The 22,067-nt window shown below is 73.0% G+C and carries 19 protein-coding genes; 8 read left to right on the forward strand and 11 right to left on the reverse strand.

Annotated elements, in window-relative coordinates; all coding sequences use genetic code 11:
* Positions 1–47: 47 nt before the first annotated feature.
* Both OG310_RS32665 and OG310_RS32670 read left to right on the forward strand, forming a co-directional pair.
* Complete coding sequence (locus OG310_RS32665; protein WP_329459449.1) at positions 48–785, forward strand: HAD family hydrolase; 738 nt, start codon at positions 48–50, stop codon at positions 783–785.
* Entirely contained in the window at positions 782–3,148 is a 2,367-nt protein-coding gene (locus tag OG310_RS32670) for a glycoside hydrolase family 65 protein (protein WP_329459450.1), read from the forward strand. The genes OG310_RS32665 and OG310_RS32670 overlap by 4 nt, the downstream gene beginning before the upstream one ends.
* A 97-nt stretch (positions 3,149–3,245) precedes the next feature.
* Here OG310_RS32670 and OG310_RS32675 read toward each other — a convergent pair whose 3' ends face one another.
* The 6 genes from OG310_RS32675 to OG310_RS32700 form a co-directional block, all read right to left on the reverse strand.
* Positions 3,246–3,764, reverse strand: a complete 519-nt coding sequence (locus OG310_RS32675; RefSeq protein WP_329459451.1) for a spore-associated protein A — start codon at positions 3,762–3,764, stop codon at positions 3,246–3,248.
* Positions 3,765–4,058: 294 nt separating this feature from the next.
* Positions 4,059–5,738 (reverse strand): MFS transporter, encoded by a 1,680-nt coding sequence (locus OG310_RS32680; protein ID WP_329459452.1) that lies wholly within the window; start codon positions 5,736–5,738, stop codon positions 4,059–4,061.
* A 208-nt stretch (positions 5,739–5,946) separates the two neighbouring features.
* A complete protein-coding gene (locus OG310_RS32685; RefSeq protein WP_329459453.1) occupies positions 5,947–6,765 on the reverse strand; it encodes a hypothetical protein in 819 nt (272 codons plus the stop codon).
* Between the two features lie 267 nt (positions 6,766–7,032).
* Entirely contained in the window at positions 7,033–7,752 is a 720-nt protein-coding gene (locus OG310_RS32690; protein WP_329459454.1) for a type 1 glutamine amidotransferase, read from the reverse strand.
* A gap of 172 nt (positions 7,753–7,924) precedes the next feature.
* Positions 7,925–9,409, reverse strand: a complete 1,485-nt coding sequence (locus OG310_RS32695; protein WP_329459455.1) for a cellulose binding domain-containing protein — start codon at positions 9,407–9,409, stop codon at positions 7,925–7,927.
* A 588-nt stretch (positions 9,410–9,997) separates the two neighbouring features.
* Positions 9,998–10,855 (reverse strand): SDR family NAD(P)-dependent oxidoreductase, encoded by an 858-nt coding sequence (locus OG310_RS32700; RefSeq protein ID WP_329459456.1) that lies wholly within the window; start codon positions 10,853–10,855, stop codon positions 9,998–10,000.
* A 158-nt stretch (positions 10,856–11,013) separates the two neighbouring features.
* Here OG310_RS32700 and OG310_RS32705 point away from each other — a divergent pair, with 158 nt between their 5' ends.
* A complete protein-coding gene (locus OG310_RS32705) occupies positions 11,014–11,445 on the forward strand; it encodes a VOC family protein (protein ID WP_329459457.1) in 432 nt (143 codons plus the stop codon).
* A gap of 832 nt (positions 11,446–12,277) precedes the next feature.
* On the forward strand, positions 12,278–12,961 hold the full coding sequence (locus OG310_RS32710; protein WP_329459458.1) for a DUF305 domain-containing protein: 684 nt from the start codon (positions 12,278–12,280) through the stop codon (positions 12,959–12,961).
* A gap of 53 nt (positions 12,962–13,014) precedes the next feature.
* Here the strand turns inward: OG310_RS32710 and OG310_RS32715 are convergent, their stop codons facing one another.
* The 4 genes from OG310_RS32715 to OG310_RS32730 all read right to left on the reverse strand — a co-directional run bounded on the left by OG310_RS32715 (position 13,015) and on the right by OG310_RS32730 (position 16,343).
* Positions 13,015–13,473, reverse strand: coding sequence for a nuclear transport factor 2 family protein (locus OG310_RS32715; protein ID WP_329459459.1), 459 nt, complete (start codon positions 13,471–13,473; stop codon positions 13,015–13,017).
* 209 nt (positions 13,474–13,682) lie between these two features.
* Positions 13,683–14,450: an SDR family NAD(P)-dependent oxidoreductase gene (locus OG310_RS32720; protein WP_329459460.1), complete on the reverse strand. Its 768-nt coding sequence runs from the start codon at positions 14,448–14,450 to the stop codon at positions 13,683–13,685.
* 106 nt (positions 14,451–14,556) lie between these two features.
* Complete coding sequence (locus OG310_RS32725) at positions 14,557–15,789, reverse strand: serine hydrolase domain-containing protein (RefSeq protein WP_329459461.1); 1,233 nt, start codon at positions 15,787–15,789, stop codon at positions 14,557–14,559.
* A gap of 113 nt (positions 15,790–15,902) precedes the next feature.
* Complete coding sequence (locus tag OG310_RS32730; protein ID WP_329459462.1) at positions 15,903–16,343, reverse strand: hypothetical protein; 441 nt, start codon at positions 16,341–16,343, stop codon at positions 15,903–15,905.
* A gap of 518 nt (positions 16,344–16,861) precedes the next feature.
* Here OG310_RS32730 and OG310_RS32735 point away from each other — a divergent pair.
* The 4 genes from OG310_RS32735 (at position 16,862) to OG310_RS32750 (ending at position 19,180) form a co-directional block, all read left to right on the forward strand.
* A complete protein-coding gene (locus tag OG310_RS32735) occupies positions 16,862–17,488 on the forward strand; it encodes a TetR/AcrR family transcriptional regulator (RefSeq protein ID WP_329459463.1) in 627 nt (208 codons plus the stop codon).
* A gap of 127 nt (positions 17,489–17,615) precedes the next feature.
* On the forward strand, positions 17,616–18,059 hold the full coding sequence (locus tag OG310_RS32740) for a DUF6194 family protein (protein ID WP_329459464.1): 444 nt from the start codon (positions 17,616–17,618) through the stop codon (positions 18,057–18,059).
* Between the two features lie 23 nt (positions 18,060–18,082).
* On the forward strand, positions 18,083–18,697 hold the full coding sequence (locus OG310_RS32745) for a chloramphenicol phosphotransferase CPT family protein (protein WP_329459465.1): 615 nt from the start codon (positions 18,083–18,085) through the stop codon (positions 18,695–18,697).
* A gap of 42 nt (positions 18,698–18,739) precedes the next feature.
* Positions 18,740–19,180, forward strand: coding sequence for a GNAT family N-acetyltransferase (locus OG310_RS32750; protein ID WP_329459466.1), 441 nt, complete (start codon positions 18,740–18,742; stop codon positions 19,178–19,180).
* 84 nt (positions 19,181–19,264) lie between these two features.
* Here the strand turns inward: OG310_RS32750 and OG310_RS32755 are convergent, their stop codons facing one another.
* Positions 19,265–21,766 (reverse strand): polysaccharide lyase 8 family protein, encoded by a 2,502-nt coding sequence (locus OG310_RS32755; RefSeq protein ID WP_329459467.1) that lies wholly within the window; start codon positions 21,764–21,766, stop codon positions 19,265–19,267.
* Positions 21,767–22,067 lie beyond the last annotated feature (301 nt).

Below are 22,067 nucleotides of genomic sequence, written 5' to 3' on the forward strand. Positions count from 1 at the left end.
GCGCGTCTTCGGGAGGGGATCCCTCCTGGCGGGGGAAGGTGGGTGCCATGAAGAAACTCGGTCTGCCGGAACACATCCGGGCGTGTCTGTTCGACCTGGACGGCGTCATCACCAAGACCGCCGTCGTGCATGCCGCGGCCTGGAAGGAGATGTTCGACGAATTCCTCCGACGACGTGACGGCGACGGCTTCCGCCCGTTCACCCCGGACGACTACGACCGGTACGTCGACGGCCTGCCGCGCGCCGACGGCGTCCGCTCCTTCCTCGCCTCCCGCGACATCGAACTGCCGGAGGGCAAGGACAGCGACCCGGAGGACAAGGACACCGTCCACGGACTCGGCAACCGCAAGAACACCCTCGTCCTTGAGAAGATCCGCACCGACGGCGTCGAACCGTACGAGGGCACCCTGCGCTACGTCCGGGCCGCCCGCGAGCTCGGCCTGCGCACCGCAGTGGTCTCGTCCAGCGCCAACTGCCGGGACATCCTGCGGTCGGTGAACGCGGAAGACCTCTTCGAGGTCCGGATCGACGGTGTCGTGGCCGCCGAGCGGCGCCTGCCCGGCAAGCCGCGGCCGGACACCTTCCTCGCCGCCGCGCACGACCTCGACGTCGCGCCCGGGGACTGCGCCGTCTACGAGGACGCGCTCGCCGGCATGGACGCGGGCAAGTCGGGGCACTTCGGCTACGTCGTCGGGGTCGACCGGGTGGGCCAGTCCGACGCGCTGCGCGAACACGGCGCCGACATCGTGGTGAAGGACCTCGCGGAACTGGGGGCGGACGCGTGATCACGCACTCCAACTACACGGTCGAACCCTGGGTCCTGCGCGAGTCCGGGATCAACCTCGACGTCCTGCCGCAGAGCGAGTCCGTCTTCGCGCTCTCCAACGGCCACGTCGGCTGGCGCGGCAACCTGGACGAGGGGGAGCCGCACGGTCTGCCCGGCTCGTACCTCAACGGTGTCCACGAACTGCACCCCCTGCCGTACGCGGAAGCCGGGTACGGCTACCCCGAGTCGGGGCAGACGGTCATCAACGTCACCAACGGCAAGGTCTTCCGGCTCCTCGTCGACGACGAACCGTTCGACCTGCGCTACGGCGACGTCCGCTCCCACGAGCGCGTCCTCGACCTCAAGACCGGCCTGCTGCACCGGACCTGCGAGTGGGTCTCGCCCGCGGGCTGCGCCATCAGGGTCCGTTCGACCCGCCTCGTCTCCTTCAGCCAGCGCTCGATCGCCGCCGTGCGCTACGAGGTCGAGGCCGTCGACGCGGACGTACGCCTCGTCGTGCAGTCCGAGCTGATTGCCAACGAGCAACTCCCCGGCAGCGACGGCGATCCCCGCGCGGCCGTGGCCCTGGAGTCGCCCCTCGTCTCCGAGGAGCACTACGCCCACGAGGGCCGATTGCGGCTCGTGCACACCACGGCACGCAGCGGGCTGCGGGTCGCCGCCGCCGCCGACCACGGCATCACCGGCCCCGACTCGACCCGTACGAGCAGCGAGAGCGGCAAGGACGTCGGCCGGGTCACCATCACCACGCACCTCCAGCCGGGCGAGGTGCTCCGGGTGGACAAGGCCGTCGCCTACGGCTGGTCCTCCACCCGTTCCCTGCCCGGCGTGCGCGACCAGGTCGACGCGGCCCTCGCCCAGGCCGTCAGTACCGGGTGGGACGGGCTCGTGCGCGAACAGCGCTCCTACATGGACGACTTCTGGTCCCGCGCCGACGTCGAGGTCGAGGGCGACGAGGAGATCCAGCAGGCCGTGCGTTTCGCTCTCTTCCATGTTCTGCAGGCCGGTGCGCGCGCCGAACAGCGGGCCGTCCCGGCGAAGGGACTGACCGGCTCGGGTTACGACGGGCACAGCTTCTGGGACACCGAGATGTTCGTCCTCCCGCTGCTGACCTACACGGCCCCGCACGCGGTGGAGGAGGCGCTGCGCTGGCGTCACAGCACCCTGCCCGCCGCGCAGGACCGCGCCGAACAGCTCGGCCTGGAGGGCGCCGCGTTCCCCTGGCGCACCATCGAGGGCTCCGAATGCTCGGCCTACTGGCCGGCGGGCACGGCCGCGTTCCACGTCAACGCGGACATCGCGAGCGCGGCCGTACGGTACGTCAGCGCGACCGGCGACGAGCGGTTCGAACGGGAGATCGCGGTCGAACTCCTCGTGGAGACAGCCAGGTTGTGGCGTTCTCTCGGCCACCACGACCACCACGGTGTCTTCCACATCGACGGGGTCACGGGCCCGGACGAGTACAGCGCGGCGATGGACGACAACACGTACACGAACCTCATGGCGCGCGCCAACCTCCACGACGCGGCGGACGCGGCGGAACGCCATCCCCGGCGGGCCGCGGAACTGGGCGTGGACGACGAGGAGAGCGCCGCGTGGCGGGATGCCGCCGACGCGATGAACATGCCCTACAACAGTGAACTGGGCGTGCACGAACAGCACGCGGGCTTCACCGGCCACCAGGTGTGGGACTTCGCGGGCACCCGGCCCGACCAGTACCCGCTGCTGCTGCACTTCCCGTACTTCGACCTCTACCGCAAGCAGGTCGTCAAACAGGCGGACCTGGTCCTGGCGATGTACACGTGCGGTGAGCAGTTCGACGCGGACCAAAAGGCGCGCAACTTCGCCTACTACGAGCCGCTGACCGTTCGTGACTCGTCCCTCTCCGCCTGCGTGCAGTCGGTGATGGCCGCAGAGGTCGGCCATCTCAGGCTCGCCTACGACTACTTGGTCGAAGCGGCCCTGATGGACCTGGAGGACAAGGAGAACAACACCCGCGACGGCGTCCACATCGCGTCGCTCGCGGGCACCTGGATGGCGCTCGTCGCCGGCTTCGGCGGCATGCGGCACCGCGGCGACAAGCTGGAGTTCACCCCCAAGCTCCCGGAACGGCTGCGCAGGCTCGCGTTCAAGGTGCACATCTTCGGGCGCCGGCTCGCGGTGGAGATCAAGGCAACGGGCGCCACGTACACACTCCTGGAGGGCGAGCCGCTGACGCTGAAGCACTGCGGCGAGGAGATCACGGTCACCGTCTCCGCGCCGGTGGAGCGCAAGCTGCCGTCCTGGACGGTGCACCCGGCGCCGCTCCAGCCGCCGGGCCGCGCCCCGTCACGCGACCACGAGCACGATCACGAGCCGGCCTGAAGGACACGGGTGCCGCACGGCCCCGGACCGGTGGCGGCCGTCCGCCGGTCCGGGGCCGTCTTCCCGCACCACGCGCGCGGGCGGACCCTGCGGTCGGTCAGCGCGCGAGCGCCGCGCAGTTCGTCTGGTTCTTGCCCGCGACGGAGCCCGCGATCTCACCGCGCCAGCTGACGCACTGAGCCGGAGCGCTGAGGTACACGGGACCGGCGTACGTCGTGTAGTTGCCCTGGTCCACGACGTCCGCGGTGTGCGAGCCGAGGCCCAGCGACGCCGTCATGTGGACGGCGGTGCCCGGCTTCGTGCGGACCGTCACGACGCAGTTCTTCTTGGTCTTCGCGCTGTACGTCAGGTAGACCGTGCCCGTGGAGCCGATGGGCGCGGAGTTGACCACTCCGTAGCCGGTGCCGCAGGCGTTGTTGTACGCGGCGGCTGCCTTGGCGGTCTTCGCCGGCGCTGCCTTCGCGGGTGCCGCCTTCGCCGGGGCGGCGGAGGAGGCGGCGGCGGGCGTGGAGCCCGACGCCGGGGCGGCCCCGGCGACGGGTGCCAGGGCGACCGCGGTACACACCAGGCCCGCGACCGCTGTTGCCGCCACGACACCGCGCTGAGTGAACTTCATTGTTCTTCCCCCTGCTCTCGCAGTCATGACGTCGGTCAACGTCACGCACAGTCAGACAGGCCGGGCAGCGGGAGAGTTGTGCGGGCGGCGCGCTGTTACACACTCGGGACAAACGGTGATCGTTCTCGCGGGAGCGGACATACCTCCGCACGCGGACAGTGAGGGTGACGACGGCGGGGAAGGCCCGCCCGGACCCGGCCCGCCCGGACCGGTTCGGCCGGACCGGGACCCGACCCGACCGAGCCGGTCCCCCCGGGGCGTGTGTGCCCCGGGGGGACCGGCTCGGTCGCACACTCAGGCCGTGTCGCCCGCGAGCTCCAACTCCTCGCGCTCGGCCGCCTCCCGGTGCGCCCGCTCGTCCTCCCGGGCCTTGCGCGGGCTCCAGCGGCCCGCCATGACGAAGATGAACGGCACGAACACGACCTGGCCGCCCACCGTCACCCACCACCACGTCCGCCACTGTCCGGGGCCGTCCTCGCTCGCCTTCTGGACCTGTGGCCCGTAGTGCTGGAGAACGGCGAGCTGAGGCTGCGCCTTCTGCACGAGCGCCAGTCCCGCGGGGCCCACCTCGCGCACCGCCCGCGCCGTGACGTCCTGCGGTGCCTGTCCCGCCGGGTACTTCCCTAGCTGGGCGAACAGGCTCGCGTGCGCGTTCACCACCTTCAGCGCGGGCCCGGCCTCACGCTGCGCGGCGGCGACCGCCTCGCCGTGCTCCACCAGGGGTGACGCCGAGGTCACCACCAGCGGCAGCACCGCGCTCGACGCCGCGACCACGATCCGCAGGGTCCACCCCCACACGGCGAGACCGGTCGCGGTGGCCGCCGGGTTGTGCTTCTCCACCGTCTCGGTGAAACCCGCCATCCAGGGCGCGTACGCGACACCCGACAGCACACCGATCGCGACGAAGAGCCAGGCGAAGGTGTAGTACCCGGTGGAGTGGTGGGTCGCCAGCACCGCGAAGACGGACGTGGCGGCGATCGATCCCACCGCGCCCACCAGCATGAACGGCTTGCGCACCCGCACCCGGTCCGACAGCAGACCCACCGCGACGAGTGCGATGGCGTTGGCGCCCCAGTACCAGTTGGCGAGCGCGTTCGTACGCTGCTGGCTGTAGCCGAAGTTGGCCGAGAAGTACACCACGAAGTTGCCCACCGCGGCGAAGTACAGCAGCAGGAAGACACTGATCGCGGCGGCCGATCCCACCACGTCGAGCCGGAGCATCTGCCGCCAGCTCGCCCCGGTGCCGGCCCGGCCGGCCTCCGCGGGGCCGCTTCCGCCGCGCCGGGCCCTGGCCTCCACCAGCGCCCGGTCGCGCAGGCTCACCATCACCTGGCCGCGCAGCCCCGGCGACAGCTCGCGCAGGGCGAACAGTGCCGCCACGAACACGATCAGCCCGGCGAAGCCGGAGTACCTCAACTCGTCCTGCCACGAGGAGGAGTCGAGCGTGCTGCTGGTGACGACGGTGACGACGAGCGAGCCGAGGACCGGCCCCATGGTCCAGTACCCCATCGCCGTCGCCCGGCCGAGCTGCGGGGAGAAGTCCCGTATCAGCGCGGGCGTCGCCACCAGCACGATGCCCTCGACAAGTCCCACCAGGCAGAACACCACGGTGTACAGGGTCTTGTCCGGAGCCGAGGGCAGGGCGAACACCAGCAGCAGACCGGCCACCAGCAGCCCGTAGACGACCAGGTTCGCCCGGCCCCAGCGGTCGGCGAGGCCCGCGACGAGGGAGGTGAAGGCGCCGACGAGGTTGCCGAGGACGGACACCCAGACGAAGTAGGTGTAACTCATGCCGTAGTGCGTGATGATGGACGTCGCCACCGCGTACTGGACGTAGAGCATGTAGTACAGGACGACCGTGGTGATGACGACGATCGCGAGGTTCGCGTACCGGCGGCCCGGCGTCGGATAGTGCGGCAACTCCCGGTACCACAGCCGGGAGAGAACGCCGGGACCGCCTGGACGGATGGGCATGGGGCCTCCTGCGGATACCGGAGCACGGCGGCGCGGGCGCACTCCGCGCCCACGCCCCGCTCCAAGATTGAGCAGACATTAGTACCGACTGGTCGGTACGGCCTAGACGCGTGCAGCGGTCAATTGCGGGGGAGGGGCGGGCCGCCCGTGTTCCCCCGGTGCCGCCCCCGCGCTGGCCGCCCCACGCTCCGCGGCGGCAGCGCCCGCTTCAGCGCGTCCCGCGGGCCCTGCGCCGATGCTCGCCGCGCAACACCTGGGCCGGAGCATCGTCGTCGTACGCGCCGCAGCCCGTCGCCGACCACAGTGACGACTGCTGCGGCAGCGTGTAATAGGGGACGAACACCTTCGCCTTGCGGCGCTTCGAGACAGCCACCGCGTACAGCGCGGGCAGTACGTCCGGTGTCTCGCCCGCCAGGATGGCGAGCCTGCACGACGTGCAGGCGGGGCGCCGGTCGGCCGCCGCCTCCCGCGCCGAGACGCGCACCCGTCCGCCGCCCTTCTTCTTCCGGGGTGGTCGCACGGCACGTTCCGCGCGGCCGTGCAGCGGGTTGTAGAAGCAGCGCACCACCGTGGGCGCCGGAGGCCGGCCCGCATGGCGGGCGTGCGCGGCGGCGAACCGTTCCAGCGCCCGGTCCGCGAGCACCAGCGACGCGGCCAGGTCCGGCAGGTCGGCCGCCTCGTCGAGGATCTTGCCCGCCGCCTGGAACGCCTCCATCGCCCACTCGTAGTCGCGCCGCACGGCCGGCTCCGCCTCGCGCGGGGTGAACTCCAGCCGGGCGTCCGACAGCAGGTCGCCCACATCGGCGAGGCGCTTCGTCGCCAGCGAGGCCAGCCGGTCCCGCAGCACCTCCCACTCGCGCAGGATCCGCTGTTCGTCCTCGCGGCCGATGGCCCGTGCGGACCGTCGCTCACCCCCGGTGGCCCCGAACGTGGCCGCGGCGGATCCGACCACGGCGGCCCGCCGTCGCAGCCTGCCGAAGGACGGCAGGAACCGGTGCCCGCTCCCTGACCCCTCGTCGGCGCTCACCGAGGCACCCGAAATCCGGTCGTGAAAACAGCCGTTGCCTTCTCGCGCGGCAGCGTCACGCGCGTGCGGCCGACGGGGGACGCGGGACGCGAGAGGGGGAGGGAGGCGGGGGAGACGGGGACATCCGCGGCATCGGTCATCAAACCCGGAAGCCTAGCAAGTCCGCACGCGCCGCGGCACAGCGTCGGGCGGGACCGGTCGCGGCCCCGGGCCTGTCGCCGTGCCCGGCCGGCCGATGCGGTGCCGCCCCTTGGGCGCCGGCCTTCTTCAGGCGGTGGCCGCGACCTCCGCGAAGCGCCGGGCGACCTGTCGCCACACGGCGGCGGACGCCGCCTCGTCGCGCAGAGCGGCCCGGTGCAGGCGCGCGCGGTCGGCACCGTGGCGGCCGAGCCGCTCCTCGCTCCAGTGCCGGATCCGGTCGGCCGCCGCCTCCGGATGGAACTGGACGCCCCAGGCGCGCGAGCCGAGCCGGAACGCCTGGTACGGACAGTGCTCGCTGCGCGCCAACCACCGCGCGCCCGGGGGGAGCCGGGTGATCCGGTCGACATGGTTCTCGATCGCGGTCGGGTGTTCGGGCAGCCCCGCGAACAGCGGGTCGTCCGCCGCCTCCGCGCGCAGCGTGAGGGGAGTGCTGCCGAACTCCGGCTCCCCGTACGCGCCGCGCACCGTGCCGCCCGCGACCTGGGCCAGCATCTGGCCGCCCAGGCAGATGCCGAACACCGGCACGTCCCGCTCCAGGGCCTCGCGTACCAGCGTCCGCGTCGGCGCCAGCCACGGCGCGCGGGTGTCGTCGTCCGGCAGATAGGCGCCGCCGAGCACGATCAGTGCCCGGTGATCCAGGGACGCGGGAAGCGGAGCGCCGTCGTACGCCGCGACCACGTCGAGGCCGAGACCGCCCTCCGCGAGCCAGTCGGTCCACCGCCCGGGGCCGCCGTTCGGGCCGTGCTGCACCACCAGTGCCGTGGCCGTTGCCCTGACTGCCGTCATGCCTGTGACCTGCCTCTCCGCGTGCCGTACCGCGTGCTTCACCCTACGCGGAGGCCGCCGGTGGGCCGTGAGGGGGCCGTACCGGCGGGCGTACGCGCGGACGGAGCGTGCGTGGCCCGCCGGACGCATCGCCGGTACGGGCGGTGCGTCCGGCGGGGCCGGCCGGCGCGGTTCACTGGTCGGCGCTGAACGCCTTCGTGAAGTCCAGCGGCTGCTGCGTCAGCGAGCTGCAGGTCGGGTCGGCGTAACCCTGCGCACCGCCCGCGCACTGCTTGTCCCGGGCGGCCGACCACATGGACAGCCAGGCGAGATTCTTCGACTTCGCGAAGTCCGCCAGGTCCTTCGCGTCGGCCACGGTGAACTTCTCGCTGCTCACATCGTTGACACCGATCATCGGTGTGACGGCGACGGCCTCCCAGGCGGCCGTGTCGGAGAGCCCGAGCACGCCCTTGATCTGTGCCTGCGTGGCGGTGGCCGCCTGGATCGCGTACTGCCCCATGTCGCCGCTGTACGAGGAGCCGTAGTCCATCGCCATCACATTGACCGCGCCGACCTTGACCCCGTTCTGCTTCGCGTTCGCGACGAGGTCCACGCCGGGCTGTGTCAGTCCTTCCGGCATCACCGGCAGGGTGAACGACACGTCCAGGCCCGGGTGCGACTTCTGCAGCTGTGCGACGGCCTGCGCGCGCCGCGTGTTGGCCGCGGTGTCGGGCAGCGCGGCGCCCTCCACGTCGAAGTCGACCTTCGTCAGCTTGTACTGGTCGATCACCTTCCCGTACGCCGTGGCGAGATCGGACACCGACGAGCAGGCGCCCGCCAGTTCGGTGCCGGAGGCGCCGCCGAACGAGACCCGCACGTCACCGCCCTTCGCGCGCAGTGCGTCGAGCTGGCCGGCCACCCCGTCGTCGTTGATGTCGCTGACACCGCCCCACTTGGGTACGCACCCGCCGGCCGACGTGACGAAGGCCAGGTTGAACGTGGTCACTCCGGTCCTGGTCGCGGTGTCGAGCAGGTCGTAGGCGGGGTAGAGCGAGGTGTCCACGTACGGCGAGAAGGCGCCGCCCGCGGCGTCCGTGCCGCCGCTCGCGGGCGGGGGCGTGGACGCCGGGTCCGACGGCGCCGTGGCCGAGGCCGACGGGGAGGAGCCGGTGGTGGGGCTCGTGGTGGGAACGCCGGTGGGCTGCTGGGTGGGGCGCCCGCTGGGCTCCGGGGTCGCGCCGTCGTCCACCGAGCACTTGGTGGAGTTGATCAGACATGATGTCGGGTCGGCGGGCTTGCCGGCCGAGGAGGTCACGAAGCCGACCGTGACGGACGCGCCGGGCGCCAGATCCTTGTTCCAGCTCTCGGGCTTGACCGTGACGTGCTGCCCACTGATGGTGCGGGTGCCGTTCCACAGTGAGCTGACCGTGGTGCCGGCGGGCAGGTCGAACTCCAGGGTCCAGCCCGACACGGCCTTGTCCGTGGAGTTGGTGATGACGTACTGGCCGGTGTAACCGCCGTCCCAGGACGCTGTTTTGGTGTACGTGGCGCCCGTCGAGGCGGCCTGTGCGGTGCCGGCGATCGCGAAGCCCGCGGCGCCGATGACACCCGCCGCGACCACGGCTCCGATCGCCTTGGTCCTGCCGGTCGTCCTGCGGCGGTGTGTGGTGATGCCCATCGCGTGTCTGCCTCTGCGTAGCGGGGAGTGTGGGGAAGTGTGAGGTGTGGGGGGGTGCTCACGAGGCAGACGCTAGCCTGGTGGATCGCGTCAAAACTCCCGTAACGGGCAGGGTTTGAGGTTCTTAGGGCGCGCTTAAGGGACGCATCGGAGCGGGTTAAAGATCACCGGGGGTGGACCCGGAGTGCGTCGCGCGTCTCTGCGAATGCCGCTTGAGCGTACGAGCGGAAGACACCGAGGACCCTGACGACAGCCGTGTCCGCCCGGCCGGGGGCGCGTCATACGCGGGGATGTCACGAGCCGGTGGCCGGGTGACCCGCGCCGGCGAGCGACCGGACGACCTCCGGGGACGTCCCCGTGCTCGGGGTGGATCGCAGCCGGCCCACGCGGCGCGACGCGGCGCCTTCCCACGCCTGCAGCACCCCGCCGGCGCCCCGTCGCGGGCGGGAGTCCGGAGGGCGTTCTCCCGATCCCACCCGGCACGTCCCGCAAGGGCCCGGGCCACCGGCGGCCCGGGCCCGGGAGAACCGGTGGCCACCGGCCCCCGCGGGAGCCGGTGACGGCCGGTCCCCGCGTACACCGGTCCGTTCAGGCTTCGTCGCGGTAGCGCGGGGCGAGCGCCGCGCCGGCCGCCCGCCGGATGCCCCACTCCGCCGAAACCAGGCGGTCGAGCGCCGCCGGGTCGTCCAGGCCCGGCACACAGACACTCTCGTCGGTCCGCAGCGCGGCGAGCGACGCCGCCACGACGTCCCCCACCGGCATCCCGCCGATGGCGTGGACGCGCGGTGTGTCCCCGGACACCGGCTCCTCGCCCCGCGTGAGATGGAACTCGGTCGCTGTCAGCCCGGGGCACAGCAACTGCACGCGCAGCGGCGTGTCCGCGAGCTCCGCCGCGAGCAGCCGGGTGAAGGTGACGACGAACCCCTTCGTCCCGCCGTACACGGCGCGCTGCGGGAGACCTCCGGGCGAGGGCGGCAGACTCCCCGAGAACGCCAGCAGGGATGCCACGTTCACCAGGGCGCCCCGCCCGCGCTCCAGCATGCCGGGCAGTGCGGCCCGGCTCAGCGCGGTCAGGGCCGTCACATTGAGCGCGACGACCTTGGCGAGCAGTGCGGGATCCCCCTCGGCGAACGGCCCGTACCCGTTGATGGCCGCGCTGTTGACCACCAGATCCACATCGTCGCGTCCCGCCCGTTCACTCACCCGCGCGAGCGCGCCGGCATCGGAGAGGTCCGCGGGAAGCTCCTCCACCCGTATGCCGTGTTCCGCGCGCAGCCGCCCGGCCTGGAGGGCGAGCCGGTGCTCGCGCCGTGCGACGAGCACCAGGTCGTGACCCAGCGCGGCCAGCCGCTCCGCGTACGCGAAACCTATTCCGGACGACGCGCCCGTCACGAGCGCCGTCCCCGGACGGTCCGCCACCTTCGGCTCTTCGATGCCGCCACTCACGTCGGACTCCCTTTCGTACGCCGAAACCGGTGCGCCATCATGCCCGGTCGCCTTGTGCGCTCCGGCCGGGGCCCGTGCGCTCCGGCCTCGCGGCGCGCGGCGCGCGACGTCCGTTTCGTTCATGACGTGACGCGCGGGCAGACGGCAGACTCGGCGCCATGGACCAGCGCACGGATTTCCTCACCCTCTCCACCCGCGATCTCGACGCGGCCCGCCGCTTCTACCGCGACGGGCTCGGCTGGACGCCGCTTCTCGACGTGCCGGGCGAGATCGTCTTCTTCCAGGTCGGGTTCGGCTCGGTGCTCGGCTTCTTCGACGCGGCGAAGTTCGCGGACGATCTCGGCACCGGCGAGCAGCCCGTCTCCGGGGTCACGCTCGCGCACAACGTCGACAGCGCCGACGCCGTACGCGCCGTTGCGGCGCGTGCCGCCGCGGCCGGCGCCCTGGTGCTCAAGGAGCCGCAGGAGGCGGCGTTCGGCGGTTTTCACGCCCATGTCGCCGACCCGAACGGCGTCGTCTGGGAGATCGCGTACAACCCCGGCTGGAGCGTCGACGCGGACGGCACGGTGCGGCTGAGCACCGTCGACTGACAGGGTCGGGCGCGCGGCCGACCGGCCCGGTACCGGATGCCCCTCGGGCTGCCGGGACCGGCGCTCGCCGGACATTCGCGCGCCCACGATCGCCCCCGGCGCGCCCCCTACGATGTCGCGCATGTCGCGCACGTCCACGAGCAGTCCGCCCCTGCCCCGGCCCGCCGTGACACGTGCGGTCCTGATCCTGGTCCCGCTCACCGGGGTGCCTGTCCTGTACGGCCGCCCGCACCTCACCGACCGCGCCCGTCGACGCCCTCGACCCGGTCTCGTCCGGCAGCGTCAGCGACCCGCAGGACCCGTCCGGGGCGCTGGAGACGCCTACGGCCGGGCCGGAACCGCCCGGCGCGCGTACGAGCTGACCGGGACCGCCCAGCACATGTGCGGCCGCACCGGCGTTCTCCGCCCTGCGTACCGGCCGTCCGGCGGCCCGGCGCCCAGGACCGCCTCGTACGCGGTGCACCGCCGGACTCACGTGACGGCAGCGCACGAGCGCGCGGCGAGGCGTGGCGGCCCGAGGCACCTCCCAGGACCCGGCCCCGCGGCGGCGGGGCCTCCGGGAGCGGCGGCCACGCCATCACCCGGTGCCTGGCCGCCGGCATCGCGCCCGGCCAGGCAACGCCGTTCCTTGCCGCGGCTCTCGTGCCCGGCCCCGTTCAGCGCCGCCCCGGGCACGAACACACCCCCGGACGAGCCACGCCGGGCCCGCCCGGCGAACCGCTGCTCCTGCGCAGGGAGACCTCCGTCCGTCGCCGCCGCTCCGTCCACGGCGGCCGCTACCGGGACACCTCGTGCCCGCATCTCACTTTTCCGCACAAGGAGTCGCACCACCGTGACCACACGCCCTCGCATCCGCCCCGCCGCGGTGGCCACCGCCTTCGTGCTCGCCGCGCTCGCCCTCACCGCCTGCGCCGGTACCGGTGCCCCGGCTGCGGGCGGCAACAGCGGTGTCCCGCTGGACGGCGCTCCCTCGGCCTCCGCGAGCCCTGGCGCGCACAACGCCCAGGACGCCGCGTTCGCCCGGGCGATGATCCCGCACCACCGGCAGGCCGTCGCCATGGCGGCGCTCGCCCCCGGGCGGGCCGGATCCACGGCGGTACGGACACTGGCCGCACACGTCGCCCAGGCCCAGAGACCCGAGATCACCGCCATGGCCGGCTGGCTCACCGCGTGGGGTGCGGCCGCTCCGGCGGTCGAAGGCAGCGGGGACGACGGGATGGCCGGCATGGCGGCGACACCCTCGGCGTCGTCCGTGCCGCAGCGGCACGGCAGGGCCGCGGCCATGCCCGGCATGATGAGCGGCGAGGACATGACCGCGCTGCGTGGGCTGAGGGGCGCGGCGTTCGACTCCGCGTTCCTGCGGATGATGATCAGTCACCACCAGGGCGCCGTCACCATGGCCCGTACCGAGCGCAGCAGCGGCATGTACGGCCCGGCCAGGGAACTGGCCGCGTCGATCGTCGCCTCTCAGAGCGCCGAGATCGCGCGGATGAGGACGATGCCCGGCGGGCGGTGATCCGGCCGTGCCACGGGATCGCCCCGGTGATCGCGTGGCACCGCCGGCAGGCGTCAGCCGCCGAGTGCGCCGGTCCTCGTTCCCTGCGCGCCCACGAGCCGCCAGGGCCCTGCGTCAGCAGGGTGGACGAAGACGTGCGTGTAGCGGCTGTCGGCCGTCCATGATCCGCCGCGGAAACGTCCCGTCATCCGGGTGTGGCCCACGACGAGCGCCGTGGAGCCGAACAGCCGTACGGACGGCTCGCCCTCGTCGGCCGTGACCGTGTCGAACCCGAGCAGGCCCGAGGTGACGGCCTCCAGCAGGTCCGGCTTCGGGATCGCGGAGCCGCCCAGGACGTCGACGAGGACGAAGCGGTCGTCCAGCAACCGCGCGAGCCCGGCGCCGTCGGCCCGCACGAGCGAGGCGAAGAACAGCCTGTCGGCCGCGCGGACGTCTGCCTCGTCGCCGGGGGAGGAGGCGGGGTGGACGACGGACGCGGGCGGGGACGTGACGGCGTGCTGCTGTGCGGTCATGGAGCGGCTCCTTACGGACCGGGGGGACTGGGACCGGGCCGACGGTAGGCGTTGACGCCGACGTCAGGTCCAGGCCCGGCCCTGCCGGTGGCGAGCGCGCCCCAGCCCGGTCCGGCTCAGGCCCCGCACGGTGGGGCCCCGGTGGTGAAGCGCCACGCCGCTGGTGCCCACACGGCCCGGTCCGGGTCAGGCCCGGCCCGGCGCCCCGGTCAGACGAGTTCGAGTCCGCCGTCGACCGTCAGCACCTGGCCGGTGAGCCAGGCGCCCGCGCCGCTCCCGGCCAGCCGTACGGCCCACTCGGCGACCTCGTCCGGCTCACCGCGCCGTCCGAGCGGGATGCGGGCCGCCTCGTCGGCCTTGACCTGGTCGGCCACGTCGTCCGGCAGCCCGGCGGCGAGGAGAGCCCCGGACTCCGTGGGACCGGGTGCGACGGCGTTCACCCGTACGCCGCGCGGCGCGAGTTCGAGGGCCCAGCTGCGGGTCAGCTGCTCGATCGCGGCCTTGGCCGCCGCGTAGTGCCCCGCGCCCGCCAGCGGCCGGTGGCCGAACGTGCTCGACACGTTCACGATGGCTCCGCCCGCCGCCGCGAGGTGCGGCAATGCCGCCCGCGCCAGCAGGCTCGGCGCCGTGACGTGCACGGCGAACAGCCGCTCGACGCCCTCGGCCGTGACCGTGTCGAGCGGCATGGCCGCGAAGGCTCCCGCGTTGTTGACGAGGACGTCGAGGCGTCCCCATCGCCCGATGGCGGCGGCCACGATCTGCTCGGGCGCGTCCGCCGCGCAGATGTCCGCGGGGAAGGGGGTGATGCCCGGGTGGAGCGCGGCCGTCCCGTCGAGCGCGTCGGGCCGCCTGCCGACGCCGAGCACATGGGCGCCGGTCCGTGCGAAGGCCAGGGCGGTGGCGCGGCCGATGCCGGAGCCGGCGCCCGTGACGACGACGGTGCGGCCGGTGCGGTGGTCCTGGGGTGTGTCCGGCATGGTGCGCCGCCTTCGCTCGATGTTCGATGTTCGTGAAACGTCGAACGAAACTACCACGGGCACCCCGCCCCGGCGTCGGGCCCGGCTCCGGCTCCGGGCGGGCCGGTCAGTCCACCAGCGCCTGCCGCACCAGGCCCCGCAGGTACGAGCGGATCGGGTACGTGCTGGACGGCAGCAACTGGGTGAAGAAGGACACCGTGATGTCCTCGGCCGGGTCGACCCAGAAGGCGGTGCTCGCGGCGCCGCCCCAGCCGTACTCACCCTGCGACGCCAGGCCCCGCAGTGCCACCGGGTCGGTGACCACCGAGAATCCGAGGCCGAAGCCCGTGCCCTCGAACGGCGTCTCGCTGAACAGCCGCCGTCCGAAGCTCTCCAGATCCGCGCCACCCGGCAACTGGTTGCGGGTCATGTGATCCACCGTGCGCGAGCCGAGCAGCCGCACCCCGTCGGCGGCCCCGCGCCCACGCAGCATCTCCATCAGCCGGTGGTAGTCGGCGGCGGGACCGATGAGCCCGCCGCCGCCGGACAGGTGGCGCGGCGCCGTCGTGAGCGCCCGTCCCCCCGAGCCCGCTGGGCTGATGCCGCCACCCGGCACGGGCACGTAGAGCGAGGCGAGCCGGTCGGCCCCTTCCTCCGAGACGTGGAAACCCGTCCCGGTCATTTTGAGGGGTTCGAAGACACGGGTGCGGAAGAACGTGTCGAGGCTCTGCCCGGAGGCGACTTCGACGACCCGGCCCAGCACATCGGTGGCGACGGAGTAGTTCCATTCTGCGCCCGGCTGGAACAGCAGCGGTATGTCCGCCCACGCGTCGCACGAGTCGGCGAGTGTGAACTCTCCCGGCTGACCCCACTCGAAGCCGCGGGCGCGCAGGATCGCGTCGACCGGGTGCGCCCGCAGGAAGCCGTACGTCAGGCCGGAGGTGTGGGTGAGCAGGTTCCACACCGTCATCGGGCGGGTGAGCGGTTCGGTCGTCGGCCGGAGGTCGCTGCCGCCGGTGAAGACCCGCAGATCGGCGAAGGACGGGATGAACTTCTCTACTGGGTCCGTGAGTTGGAGAGCCCCCTCTTCGTAGAGCATCATCGCGGCGATGGAGGTCACGGGCTTGGTCATCGAGTACCAGCGCCACAGCGTGTCGGATTCCACCGGACGGCCGGACGCCACGTCGCGCAGTCCGTACGTGGACAGGTGGACGATCCGCCCGGCGCGACTGACCGTGATCAGCCAGCCGGGGAGCCGCCCGTCGTCCACGTACGGCCGGAAGTACCGGTCGATACGGGCCAGTCGCTCCGGGTCGAAACCGAGTTCACCGGCTTCCGCCTCCACACCGAAATCAGCCATGTGCCGCCTCCACGGGGGTTGAGAGTGTCTGCCGTGCCGCCTGCCGGGGTACGGGGTCATGACCCGCCGGCCTCCCGGTCCCCCGCCGCGGGGCCCGGGAGGCCGGCTCGTCCTCAGCAGAATTCCAGTCCGTCGAACGAGCCGGACGTGTGCCACCGTTCCAGAAGGGCGAAGAACACCGAAGGTCCGTCCGGATGGCCCACCGCGAGCCGCCCGGGGCCGGGGTCCCGGCCCTCGCTGTTGTAGTAGCCCGGTGTGCAGTCGGCGGCCCGCCCACGCCGGCCGGCCCCCGACGTGAGCAGGTCGAGACAGGACCCCACAGCTTCCCCGGTGGCCTCCACCTCGCGGTGACCGCCCTCCGGCAGGTGCCGTACGACAGCGGTGACCGCCCGGGCCGGCTCGCTCGGGTTGTGCGGGATGGTGGAGAGCAGGTACGCGTCCTGGCTGTGCTGGACCAGGAACAGGTTCGGGAAACCATGCACGTGGATGCCGTGCAAGGTGCGCGTCCCGTCGGCCCAGTGGTCGCCGAGCCGTATCCCGTCCCGGCCCGTCACGTCGACCCCGGGCCCTGCGGGTGCAGCCCGTACCCACTTCGAAGCCGGACGCGTGGATGACGCGGTCGACCTCGTGGGCGCGGCCGGCGGCCACCACCGACGTCTCGGTGATCCGCTCGACGCCCCTGCCGTCGGTGTCGACGAAGTGCACGCCCGGCCGGTTGAACGACTGAAGGTACGCGTCGTTGAAACAGGGACGTTTGCACTTCCTGCGGTCCCACACCTGCAGCCGCGCGGCCGGTCGGTGACGGACTCGCGCGCGGTCCTCGGTGTACGGGTCCCCGAGGTGGTGCGCGAGCCGGCCGGTGAGCCGCAGATACTGGTCGTTGCCGTCGGGCCGCAGCGGCTTGTCGCGCTCCGCGGGGTACTTCCGCAGGAGGGCTTCCCTCTCGCCGGCCGTGACGCCCATGCGCAGCTCCGGGGACGCGTGACGGGGACGCCGGACACCGGCGTCCCTGGACGATGTCAGCGTGTCACTCCTGAGTGACAGGCCGCAAGTGCCCTCGTACGATTGCTCCATGGTCGAACGCACCTCTCCCGTACGCCCGTTGGCCGACGAGGCGCGCGACGCCGCCAGGTCCCGCATCCTGCGCGCGGCCGGCACGGTGCTGTCCCGGCGCGGACTCGCGGCGACCGTGGACGACGTCGCCGACGTCGCATGTGTCAGCCGCCGTACGGTCTTCCGCCACTTCGCGACCCGCGAGGGCTTGTTCGCCGCCGCGATCCGCTCCGGTGTGCACCGCTACGCGGAGCAGTTGCCGCCACCGCCCGAGGACGGCGACCTGCGTGGCTGGCTGGTCGAGGTACTGACGGTGACCCACCGGCTCAACGCCCGCAACGGGCGCGTCTACTGGGAACTGGCGGCCCTGGAGCCCGAGGCCGCGCTCTCGCCGGAGCTGCTGGGGGCGGCGACCGAACGGCGCGAGAGTCGCCGCGCGTTCGCCGCGGAGGTCACCACCCGGCTGTGGCACGCCAGGGGCGGGGCGGACGCGGCGCCGCCCTGGCTGGTGGACGCGGTCGCGGTGCACCTGTCGGGGTTCACGACACAATCCCTGGCAGGGGACTTCGGCCGTACACCCGAGGAGGTGGCGGAGGTGTCCGCACGAGTGCTGGAGGCCTGTCTGCGCAGCGTGCTGGAGTGCTGACCGGGGCCTGGGCGCCCCGGCGTGATCCGAGCGGTGCGAACCCGGTGGAGCCTTCCGCGCCGTTCCGGCAGACTGGCGTGCCGTTGACGGCCAGGACGGCCAGGACGGCGAGGGGATCGGGGCGCGCATGACGGAGGACGACATCATCGGGTACGTACGGAGCCTGCCCGGCGCGGTGGCGGCGACGGCGGTGAAGAGCACCGGGGAGCCGGCGGTGACCCGGGGCGACGCGTTCCTCCCCCACGCGCCGGACGGTGACACACCGAAGGCGCGGCGGTTCCCGTTCGCGACCCTCGGCCATCCGGGGTTCGGCACCGCTTCCGGCCCCGCCCGACCCGGCGTCTTCCCGCTCGGCGCCGCCGTCGGCAGGAAACGCTCCGGGCGACTCCTCGGCCACGGGCCCGGGACCGCGGACACCCCCGACCACACCGGCGCCGGCCGCCTCCTGCCGCCGCCGGTGTATGCGGCGCAGGGCCGGGCGTCCGTGCTGAACCCGGCGGGTACGACATCCGCACGGGCACGTGCCCTGCCCGCCGCCGTCCACGACCGGGCCCGACGGGGGCGACGGTGAGTGCGGCCGGCGGGAGCCCCGCCGTGACCACGGAAGGCGAGGCGGAGATCGCGGCCGGCGAGGCGGAGATCCCCGGGACCGGCGGGCCCGGCATGGTGATCCTGCTGAACGGCACGTCGAGTTCGGGCAAGTCGAGCATCGCGGCCGAACTGCTTCCGATCCTCGACGACACCTACTTCCATTTCCCCGTCGACGCCTTCCACGCCCTGCGCGTCGACCGCGACATCGCCGACGAGGACCTCCAGGCGGAGATCGACCGGACGGTGAAGGGCTTCCACCGGGCCGTGGCGGGCATGGCGGCCGCCGGCAACAACCTGGTGGTGGACGTGCCGATGAGCCGTCGCTGGCGGCTGCTGGACTGCGTGAACCTGCTGGACCCGTGCCGCGTGGTGCTCGTCAAGGTCTACTGTCCGCTGCCCGAACTGCTCAGGCGCGAAGCGGCACGCGCAGACCGCACCCCAGGACTCGCGGCGGCGCAGTACCCGCGCGTGCACGCCCACGGGATCCACGATGTGGAGTGCGACACCGCGCGTGCCTCACCGCGCGCGTGCGCGGAGCGTGTCAAGGCCTACCTGGCGGCGCCGCGCCGTCCGACGGCCTTCGAGCAGCTCGGGGGCGGCCTCGGGCAGCGCGGGTGAACGCCGTTGACGCCGTGCGGGAGGGCACGCTTGGCTGTGCCCGTGTCCACGCTCCTGATCACCGACGTCACCGGGGGCGAAGCGCTGCGCGACTGGCGGTTCGTCCACAACGAGATCATCCCGACGGCTCCGCTCTCCCCTGACGAGGTGCGTGAGCGGGCCGGCCGCAACCTGCTGGACGTCGCCTACGCGGACGGCGTCCTGGTGGGCTGTACGACGGTGCGCCCGCCCACCGGTGGTACGGCGACGGCGACGGTGATCGCCCGCGTGCTCCCGGCCCACCGGCGCCGGGGTTTCGGCAGCCGGCTGTACGCCCATGGGCTGGAGCGGGCGCGCGCGGCGGGGGCGACGGGGATCGAGACGGTGGTGCTGGCGTCCAACACCGCGGGGTTGCGCTTCGCGCTCGCCCTCGGGTTCGTGGAGTTCGACCGCTATGTGCTGCACGGCGACACCATCGCCTTCGTCGAGCTGAGGCTGCCCTGACCGGCCGGCCGGCCGCGACCGTGCCGGGGGTGCGGCCGGCCGGCCTCCGCCGGCCGGTGCGCGGGCACCGGCCGGCCGGCGCCGTCAGCGCGACAGGACGACCGTCCGCGTGGTGCCCGGCAGCCCCTGCGTCAGATCCAGTGTGACCGTCACCCGGCCGCCGTGCCCGGCCCGTACGTCCACCCCCGCGTCGGCACTGGTGCCGTTGCGCAGGCCCGGCGCGTCGAGCATGACGGTCAGCGTGGTTCCCGCACAGGTCGGATCGCTCACCGCGAGCGTCAGCGTCTCGCCACCGTGGCCGTGCCCGCGCCGGTACAGCACCGAAGCGGGCCCGTCCACCCGGACGTCCGCGATGCCGCCCGCCGTGAAGAAGTTGGCGGCGGTCAGTCCGAGCCGGGCGGCGTGCACGGCCTGCAGGGCACCGGTGTTGGACAGCACCGCCACCGGGGGCAGCGCCGCCCACGTCGCGGTCCGCGCGGCGCTCGCGCCGGGCAGCAGCGCATAGACGTACCGGCCGTCGCGCGGGTCCACGCCGTGGTCCAGCCAGAGGGTGGCGTAGGTACGGGTGAACTTCTCGGCGGTGCCGCCCGTGCTCGGCCCGTTGTCCACGTCCGCCCACGCGCCCGTGCGTGCCGCGCGCAGCGCCCGCAGGACCGTGCCGCGTGAACCGCCGCGCGGCAGCACGTACCCGCCGACGCCCTCCAGGTGCGCCCAGCCGGCCGCCGGGAACCGGCCGCTCCAGCCGTCGTCCGAGGGCTGCGCACGGCCGTCCACGGTCAGCCGGGCCGCGGTCCCGGCGCGCAGGTTCCGGTTCTCCACGGTCGTCTCGACCGGATGGCCCGAACCGCCGGTGATACCGGCGCCGAGCGCGATCACGCAGTCGTCCAGGCAGAACCAGGACTTCCTGGCCCGCAGCGGTGACCCGTACGGGACGAGATCGAGTCCGACCGCACCGTAGGACCCCTCCAGAACGGCGCCGCCCGACCAGGTCGTCGGCGGTAGGGTGCCGTTTCCCGCGCTCGGCGCGAGCGGCAGGGTGTCCGCCGTGACGCCGGGCAGCCGGGTGCAGTCGACGGTGGGCCAGTACGCGTCGGTGTACTGGCCGTTGTCGCCGTCGTAGAGGTAGGTGGCCCCGTCGCCGGTGTGCCAGCCGCGCTGGTTCTCGCCGTTGATCGCCTCCAGGCGCGCGATCCGACTGCTGGAGAGGCCGACCGCCCAGGCCCAGCCGGGCCTGCGGTGCACGGCCCGCTCGATCGACGGCTGCTGGACGTGCGAGGAACCCGGCCGCGCCGGGTGCACTGACGCGTCATCCAGGACGGACTTCACGAGCGCCGTGCGTACGGGTGTGGCGCCCGCCGTGATCGTCGCGTACGTCTCGCGGGTGATCCACCCCTTGACCAGGGACTTCCACCGGTCCTGCTGGGCGGCGGAGCCCAGCGGGATCAGCCGCAGGACGGCTTCCGTGATGGCGTGGCCCGCGTCGTGGTCGCTCTCGCCCTGCCGGGACAGGAAACGTCCGCGCACCACGTCCATCACGAGCCCGTCGTACATGAACGGCGCGTAGGTCAGGTCGACGGCGTCCAGGATCACCGAGAAACCGGCGTCGGTGATGGGCCACTGCGAGTCCTTGAGCAGCAACGACAGCTGGCTGAGATCGGCCAGCAGCACATACGAGTAGTGCCCGTTGTAGGGCACGGTGCCGTGCTGGATGTAGCCGCCGTCGCGGTAGAAGCCGTCGGAGGAGGTGACGTACGGGAAGATGTCCGAGAGCCTGTCCCGGCCGAGCGCGATCAGGTCCCCGTCGTGCGCCAGGATGCCGCGCAGGATGGTGATCTGGCACATGTCCGCGCGATTGGCGCCGGTCGTCAGGACGGTGCCCTGTTGCTGGTGGGTCGGATCGGGCACGAAGTGCGCCACGGTCGCGAGGTGGCCGGCGAGGTCCGCCGCAGGCAGCGCGTCGCCGAGCAGGGCGCAGGTGTTGAGCAGCGGCTGCGGCGCCCCGATCTCCCAGTGGTACCAGTTGCCCACTTCGGGCGACGCGGGGTGGTAGTAGGCGTCGCCGATCAGCCGGAGCGCCGCCACGAGCCGGGAGGCGACCGCCGGGTCCTGGTGGTAGGTGGAACCCGGGGTGGCCCAGGCGAGCGCCGTGGCGAGGATCCGCGCGTAGGTGGCGCTGGCGTTCTCCACCTGGCTGAACGGCAGGTCGGTGTAGACGGACGCGGGGGAGGCCGAGGTGTCGTAGGCCGCGACGGCCGAGTCCGCCGCAGCGTCGACGGTCGCGATGGCGGCGGCGTAGTCCGGATCGGCCGGATCGACTGCGGCGCCGCCGGTGAGGATGTCGGACCAGGCGGCGCGCAGTGGGGCGAAGGCGTCCGCCGGGGCCCCGGCGCCGCCTGCCGCGGTCCTGGCCGCGGCCCCGGCGGGTGCCGCGGCCCCGATCCCGGCCACCGCCGCGGCGGCCACCGCGGCGCCGGTGCCGAGGAACCGGCGGCGGGACGTGAAGCACTCCGACACGGCCGACGGCTCCGACAGCTCCGACGACTTCGACGGCTCCGACAACTCCGGCGACTCCGGGACATGCGTCATGACATGCGTCCTCACGTGACGATGGACGGGCGGGGCGGGACGTGCGGGTGCGCGTCGAGCGCGGGGAGCGGAACGGAATGGCTGAGGACATGACACGTCCAACCCCCTGCGTGAGTCAAGGAGTTGGACATAGTTCATGTATGAGAACTTCGGTTTTGGTGATCACCGAACCTGCGGGCCCGTCGGACCGTTGGGAAAGCGGTGAGGACCCTCACGGGGCGAGGCGGGCAAGACCGGCCACGGACTGCCGGCCTCCGAACTACCGTGTCCCGAACCGCCGGTGCCTGACCGCCGGGTCCCG

Source organism: Streptomyces sp. NBC_01497 (genome assembly GCF_036250695.1).
GTDB lineage: Bacteria > Actinomycetota > Actinomycetes > Streptomycetales > Streptomycetaceae > Streptomyces.